This is a genomic window from Bellilinea sp., from assembly GCF_053501535.1.
Genome location: NZ_JBRCOK010000104.1, coordinates 1 through 7,482, shown reverse-complemented (window position 1 = coordinate 7,482; position 7,482 = coordinate 1). Strand labels below are relative to the sequence as shown.

Below are 7,482 nucleotides of genomic sequence, written 5' to 3'. Positions count from 1 at the left end.
CGCGCTCCTTCGAGATAAGGATCGGGAGACATTCGGTTCTTCCAGTGCCATGGGCGGAAAACGCCCGATAATTTCAATCCCATTTCAGCGGCATCCGGCTGCCAGAAATGCTCTCCCAGCGGCATCCGTGTCCATTGTGTGGAAGGCGTTCGCAGGCTTTGCAGAACAATGGATAAGCCTTCCCCGGCCGGGGTGGTCACCAACCAGTAGCGGCTAAAATCATGGGCGGATTTCAATGACCAGACCAGCGGAATTGCAATCACAACCCAGAAGAGATTCACACTCAAGGTATAGTCGGGCGGCCAGCTCAGGCTCAGCCGTGGCATGGGTTGGGAAAACAAATCATCCAGCGCCCAGGCTGCCAGAGCCAGAACCAGTGGAACGGACAAACCAGCGATTAAAGAAGGGTTACGGATTCCATTCAAAAATTCGGGAGCAAAAGAAAAAACCGCCTTGAGACTGATCGCGCTGGCGGCCAGAAAAACAAGGACAAGTGCGGTTAAAAAGTAGAAGTACAGCCGTCGTTTATCACTGGACGGTGGGTGAAACAGCCGTCCCAAGGCAAGCGCGACTGCGACCCAGCCTACATAGTTGGTATAAATGTATGGAAAAGGTTGCTTTCCAAGGGTTTGAATGCGGAAGAAACTTTCATCTCTAATCACCAAATTAAGCGGCAAATACTCCAATGGTTGAGTCGAGGAAAAATAGGGATCAATATCCTTGACAAACTGCGGATAAAAACGGAGAAACGGCAGCAAAAAGGTTGCGCTAAGCAAAACAGCCAGCAATCCAGCAAGAATAAATTTACCGGTCAGGGCATTGAAACGAAAACGGCCATCCAGTAAAAAGATCAGAAAGGCGGGCAGCAGGGTGACCAGCGTGCCGATTTGCAGGTAACCCTGACCGGAAAGTAAAAGCAATGCCAAACACAATCCCAACCCCACTACTGCACGGTTGTTCTTTTTCACGACCAGATCCAAACCGGCCGCAAGAACCAGGGAAGCGCTCGCTGTTGACATGACCAGCGGGAACAACCCCATTTCCATCCGCCCCGCCAGATGCCCACCCGCAACTGCCATCATTGCGCTCCATAAGCGCGGCACCAGGCTTAAGTTCAGACTTCGAGCAAGCCACCATTGTGCAAAACCGGCCAGTGCTAAATGGAGAATCAGATTGGTCTTGACGCCGTTGATCGGCCCTTGAAGCAGGGTGGTGAGAATCGTAATTGGGTGCAAAAGCGCCCCGTGCAGTTCAGCAAACGCCGGATACCCACCGTTGATCATACCGTTCCAAAAAACGCAATCTCCGCAACGGCTCAGAAGCGTCCAGATGTAATTCGGCGAAACCACCATCGGGAACTCTGCTCCCCACGGCCACACACGTGGATTTGGATCAAGGTAATTTCTTCCAATCCAAATCGCCCAGGCAATGATCAATAACCATTCCCATATGAAAGGGGAAAGATTTTTTAACCTCTCTCTCAAATTGACGATTAACTCCATCGCTTGACCCCCGAACGAAGAGAAGATCTTACAATGATTTTAGCAAAAACGAAATAAATGACAATCCCCTATATGGCTTTCTCAAAGTTCATTGACAACCATAAAACTTTGTATTGAAACTTGAATTGTGGCAAAATGAACCCCCTCCCTCCTCCCCCAATATCGCCAAAGCGATATTGGGGGAGGCTCAGGAGGGGGCAAAATCGCTCGATTTGACGCGTCAGTGGATGACTCCGAACAGACATCGGTCAGCACCCGCCGGCTGCTGTTTGACCATTTTCAACTTTGAGTAAGCCCTTATCCCCTAATTTCAGCAGCCCGAGTGAATCAAGATCACTCTCTGCTCTTAATTTCAGTCGTTGGCTGCTCCAAACCCATCCATAAAAGAATCGTGATAAGATTTTGGATAAACCGTGTGGATAATCCATGACCAACGGAGGTAAGCCCGATGCAAGCCATGCAACTGTTCAAACCGGCCCCGGTAGAGGAACTGCCGCTCCAACCGGTAGATTTAAACGTGCCCCAGCCCGCCAGCGGACAGGTGCTGCTGCGGGTGCAGGTCTGCGGCGTGTGCCGCACCGACCTGCACATCTGCGAAGGTGAACTGACCCCGCCGCATTACCCCATCATCCCCGGGCATCAGGTGGTGGGCATTGTGGAAATGCTCGGTGAAGATGTACAGGGATTGGAAATCGGCCAGCGGGTTGGGGCGGCCTGGCTGGGCAAGACCTGCGGCAAGTGCGCCTTTTGTATGCGCGGCGAGGAGAACCTCTGCCCACAGGCACGCTTTACCGGTTTTCATTTTAACGGCGGTTATGCGGAGTGGATGGTAGCGGAAGCCGGTTTTGTTTACCCCCTGCCGGCCGAACTTTCCGAACGGCAGGCAGCCCCTTTGCTCTGCGCGGGCATCATCGGCTACCGCGCCCTGCGTAAAAGCGGCCTGCAGCCCGGTGAACGGCTGGGGCTTTACGGCTTTGGCGCCAGCGCCCATTTAGCCATACAAATTGCCCGCTACTGGGGGTGTGAGGTGTTTGTGTTCACCCGCTCGCGCAACCACCAGCGCCACGCCGAAGCCCTCGGTGCAGCATGGGTCGGCGCACCCGATCAAACCCCGCCCCTGCCGCTGGACCGCGCCGTCAGTTTTGCGCCGGCCGGAGAAATCATCCCGCTGGGGCTGGCTGCCCTGCGACCCGGCGGTGTACTGGCGGTCAATGCGGTGCACGCCAGCCCGATTCCGGAGATGCCCTACCACCTGATCTACGGCGAACGGGTGCTGACCAGTGTGGCGAATGCCACCCACCAGGACGGCAAGGAACTGCTCGAACTGGCAGTCAAAATTCCCCTGCAGCCGGACACGGTCACCTACCCGCTGGAAGACGCCAACGAAGCCCTGCTCGACCTCAAATACAGCCGCCTGAACGGCGAGGCCGTGCTGGAAATTGGAACCATCCTGGAATAAACTACACATATGCCCCCTGCTCTGTTGGCCACCAAACTGCATCCCCCACCGCTGCGGGTGAATGCCGTGCGCCGGCCACGACTGGTGGAGAAATTGAACCACGCCTTGCAGGAAGGCCGCCGCCTGACCCTGGTTTGCGCCCCGGCCGGTTATGGCAAGAGCACGCTGGTCGCCGAATGGATGGCCTCTCTGGGTGACAGAGTCAAAGTTGGCTGGCTCGGGTTGGAAGAAGACGATAACCAGCCCAACCGTTTCCTGCGCTACTGGCTGGCCGCCCTTCAAGCCCTTGATCCATCCCTCTTTGCCCAATTCTCGCCCCTTATAGAGTCCGGAAACCTGCCGCCCCTGCCGGAACTGATGGATGAAATCCTCAACCGCCTGAGCACAATGCCGCAAAGCGGTTTGCTGGTTCTGGACGATGCGCAATGGCTCAGCCACCCCCAAATTCAGCAAGCGCTGGAGTATCTGATTGACCACCAGCCGCCTGCCCTGCATCTGGTTCTCATTACCCGCGCTGACCCACCCCTGCCTTTGGCACGTCTGCGCGCCCGTGCCCAATTGACCGAAATTCGCGCCAGCGATCTACGCTTTACCAATGAGGAAATGCGCCGTTTCTTTGAGCAAATTGCCCAAATTGCCCTCACGCCCGAAAATTTGCTGGCGCTGGAAGAACGCACCGAAGGCTGGGCGGTCGGCCTGCAACTGGCGGCGCTTGCCATGCAACATCACGCCGACCCCGCCGCTTTTCTGGAAAGTTTCCGCGGCAGCCACCGCTTTATCCTGGATTATCTGGCAGAAGAAGTGCTCAAACAACAGGATGCAGATTTGCGCACCTTTCTCATTCAGACCAGCCCCCTGAGCCATTTCAACGCCAGTTTGTGCAGCGCCTTGACCGGACGCGAGGATGCCGAAACACTGATTGCACGCATCGAACAAGCCAATCTGTTCCTGATTCCCCTTGACGACCGGCGTCAGTGGTACCGCTATCACCACCTGTTTGCCGATTACCTTCAAAGTCTGCTCAGTTTCAACGAGCGGACGGAGTTATACCGCAAAGCTGCCCGCTGGCACGCCGATCACCATCACAGCGAGCTGGCTGTGCGCTACGCACTGCTCAGCAGTGAGCTGGCTTTTGCCGCCCAAATCATCGAAGAGGCGCTGAACCGGGATGAAACCTGGTCAGGCGGTAACCTGATCGAGTGGCTGGGATGGTTGGAACGGCTGCCAGCGGAGGTATTCGAGCAGCGTTCCCTCCTGAGCCTGAATGCCTCCCGAGTTTACTATCTGGCAGGTCGGTTTGAAGAGGCCGAGAATCTGCTCGCGAAGGTTGAAAGCAAACTCGGCAGTTCGCCTGAAAGCGACCCGGCCCGCCAGAATCACCTGCGCGGGATGCTCGCCCTGTACCGTGGGTCAATCGCTTCCGCTTGCGGCAATGCTACGGAGGCAATTCAGCAAATCACTTTTGCCCGTCAAACTCTGCCGGCCGACCAGCACTTGCTGCAGGCCCGGGCGCTGTATGCTCTTGGCATGGCCCACGCTTCGCTGCAAGAAAGCCAGGCCGCGATTGCCTGTTACCTGCAGGCCAGCCAGTCCGCGCAGGCTGCCGGCGTTCTCTTTCTGGCGATTCACGGCCTGTGTGCTGCTGCTCAGGTACACTTTCAACTCGGTAATTTGAATGAAGCGGAAGAACTCTGTCAGAAGGCCGTTCAAGCTGCCGGAAATCAGCGCCTGCCGCCGCAGGGGTGGGCACTATCCCTGCTGGGAGGAATCGCATTGGAACGCTGGGAAATTAACCGTGCAGAATCTCTCCTCACGGAAGGTATTGCCCTGTCGCGGCGGGGGGGCATCCGTGAGGATCTGGTCATTGGGTTGGCCCACCTTGCCCGCTTACGGGAAATGCAAGCGAATCAAACCGCCGCGCAAGATGCACTCGATGAAATCTTCCGGCTGCTGGCCGATCGTCCATCCCATCCCATCCTGCAGCTGGCAAGCGCCTATCAGGCTCGCTTGAAGATGCAAGCCGGGCAAACCGAAGCAGCCATCCGCTGGGCAAAAGATTGGCTGAGTCAGTCCTCGTCTGCCAGCGGTGATTTTGAGGCACTTTGTGCAGCCGGCATTCTGCTGGCGAGCGGTTACGAGGATTTATTCCTCTCCGCAACTCAGCAAATCCTCCAACAGGCAAGCCACAACGGCAGAAAACCAGCCCAAATCGAGGGGATGGTCTTGCTGGCAAACCATTCTTATGCAAACCATCAGCTAGACATGGCACTGGAATGGCTGGTAAAAGCCCTGCGGCTGGCAGCCCCGCAAAGTCATGCCCGCCCGTTTTTGAGCGAGGGTCGAACGCTGATCAATTTGCTGACCAAAACCCGATCGGCAGCCCCCCAGTTTGTGGACGTTTTACTGGAACGCGGCCGTGAGGCTCAAAAGCCAAAAGCAACAGAAGGGGACAAATTGCTCGATCAACTCAGCGAGCAGGAAATCCGTGTGCTGAGATTAATCGCAGCAGGCAAATCCAATCAGGAAATTGCTGAAGAACTGGTGATCAGCGTGGGAACTGCCAAGTGGCATGTCCACAACGTTCTGCAAAAACTGGGGGTCAATAACCGCGCTCAGGCGATCATCCGCGCCCGTAATTTGGGTTTGTAAAAAGTCAGATCTGCGTTCATCAAGCCGCTCAGCCGGCTTGTTTTGCTTTAACCTATCCGCCAAACCTATCCGGGGATAGGGGACAAAACCAGCCCAACCGGCTACACTGAGATTGTCGAGTTTAAAAAAGATTTTTGAGTAAGTCAGGAGAAACCATGAAAATCAAAACTTTCACAATCAGCCTCTTAGCCTTTTTACTGGCAGCCTGCGGCAGCAAGGCTTCATTCAGTACGCAGGACGAGGAAATCTGGCAGGCAGCCGAAACGATTTCGGGCTTTCAGCCGCACGCCGGTTTTGAGCCGGAAGTAACCGTTGAGTTCAAGGAATATACACTGGTTTCCTTCAGCGGAAACAGCCCGCAAAGCCACCTGTACCTGATTCAATCACAAAACGAACAGGACGAATCCAGACTCTCCGCCGTATTGAACGATCTGCTGCCGGGTGCAAGCGACCCCAAACAACGCACCACCGTGCTGGAAAACCGCCCGGTGATCATCCGGGGAGAGCCGGCCACCCTCATCCTCAGCCAGGGCATCAACGGTGACCACCTCCGCTATCGTCAGGCAATGGTGCAGTTTACGGGTAGCGGCGGGCCGGCTCTGCTGGTTTATTCTGAACCGCTTACCCACTGGAACGAAGACACCCTTAATGCCTTGCTGGCTTCTTTTGAGTAGGCAAGAAATGACCCCTTCTGCCCGCCCGCTGCTTTATTCCATCCAGGTCAAGGGACAGTTGGACGACCGCTGGCTGAGCTGGTTTGACGGCTTGACCCTCACCCAGTTGACGGATCGGGAAGTGACCCTCATCTGCGGTCTCCTCGACCAGTCAGGTTTGCACGGTGTACTCAATCGCATCTTTGACCTTGGTATCGAACTCATCGCCGTCCAGTCCTTCCCCGATTCAAACGTTTCAACCAATGAAAGGAAAGAACAATGAATGCTCCTGTAAAAATTTCCAAAACCGGATGGGCGTTACTCGCTTCGCTCGCCATTCTGGCCGCTTATTTTGGGCTGCTGCGCCCGCTTTTACCCGATCAAACCACCGTTTACCTTGAAACTATCATTCTTGGGATGATGTTGTTAATCACCTTGCTGGCTGGTATTCTTCTGATCATCCAAGCCATTCAAAGGTTATTGTCCAAATCGCAAAACAAACTTAACCGTCCAATCGGAGGCAATATGATTTTCCTGTTCGTCATGCTCGTCTTGCTGGCAGCCTTTTTGCTGGGTTCGCAATGGACGGCTCGCACTCCCGCCATCCTCGGCGCAGACGGCAAGCCGCTGCCCGGCAGCATTGCCGCGCTGGAAAAAGTTAAACTGGGCGGAACTGACCAGTGGCTGATCATCCGCGGTAATGACATTACCAAACCGGTTTTACTCTTTCTCTCCGGCGGGCCGGGTGGCAGTGAAGCCGGCCGGGTGCTGCGCTTCAACAGGGAACTGGAAAAACACTTTGTGGTGGTCATCTGGGAACAACGCGGCTGCGGAAAATCCTACCCCGCTTACTACCCACCCGCCAGATTAAGCCTTGAACAATATGTCAGCGACCTGATCGAACTGACCGACTGGCTGCGTCAGCGTTTTGACGAAGAGAAAATCTATCTGGTCGGGCATTCCTGGGGGACAATTATCGGAGTTCGCGCGGTGCAGGCCCGCCCGGATCTGTTTCACGCCTATGTCGGCACGGCTCAAATGGTCAACCTGCGCCAAACTGACCAGATGATCTACGACATCGTCCTGAGTCACGCTCAAAAAATTGGAGACAGCGCCTTTGTGGAAACCTTACAAAAACAGGGACGCCCGCCGTACTTTGGAAAAAGTCCCATTCAACCTTACGCCACCCTCTTCGGGCGCGAATATGCCTGGTTTGAAG

6 protein-coding genes are annotated in these 7,482 nt (G+C 55.3%); 5 read left to right on the top strand and 1 reads right to left on the bottom strand.

Annotated elements, in window-relative coordinates; translation table 11 throughout:
• Positions 1–1,436 (bottom strand): hypothetical protein (locus ACWIZX_RS10250; protein WP_448335689.1); only part of this gene is annotated, 1,436 nt, incomplete at its 3' end.
• A 514-nt stretch (positions 1,437–1,950) separates the two neighbouring features.
• Between ACWIZX_RS10250 and ACWIZX_RS10245 the strand changes: the two genes are divergently transcribed.
• From ACWIZX_RS10245 to ACWIZX_RS10225, 5 genes are all read left to right on the top strand, one after another.
• Positions 1,951–2,961 carry a zinc-dependent alcohol dehydrogenase family protein gene (locus tag ACWIZX_RS10245; protein ID WP_448335688.1) on the top strand — a complete coding sequence of 337 codons (1,011 nt, stop codon included), beginning with the start codon at positions 1,951–1,953 and terminating at the stop codon, positions 2,959–2,961.
• A gap of 9 nt (positions 2,962–2,970) precedes the next feature.
• On the top strand, positions 2,971–5,610 hold the full coding sequence (locus ACWIZX_RS10240; protein ID WP_448335687.1) for a LuxR C-terminal-related transcriptional regulator: 2,640 nt from the start codon (positions 2,971–2,973) through the stop codon (positions 5,608–5,610).
• A 155-nt stretch (positions 5,611–5,765) separates the two neighbouring features.
• Positions 5,766–6,284, top strand: a complete 519-nt coding sequence (locus tag ACWIZX_RS10235) for a hypothetical protein (RefSeq protein ID WP_448335686.1) — start codon at positions 5,766–5,768, stop codon at positions 6,282–6,284.
• A 7-nt stretch (positions 6,285–6,291) separates the two neighbouring features.
• On the top strand, positions 6,292–6,546 hold the full coding sequence (locus ACWIZX_RS10230) for a hypothetical protein (protein ID WP_448335685.1): 255 nt from the start codon (positions 6,292–6,294) through the stop codon (positions 6,544–6,546).
• Positions 6,543–7,482: alpha/beta fold hydrolase (locus tag ACWIZX_RS10225; RefSeq protein WP_448335684.1), on the top strand; the 940-nt coding region annotated here is incomplete at its 3' end. The genes ACWIZX_RS10230 and ACWIZX_RS10225, both read left to right, overlap by 4 nt.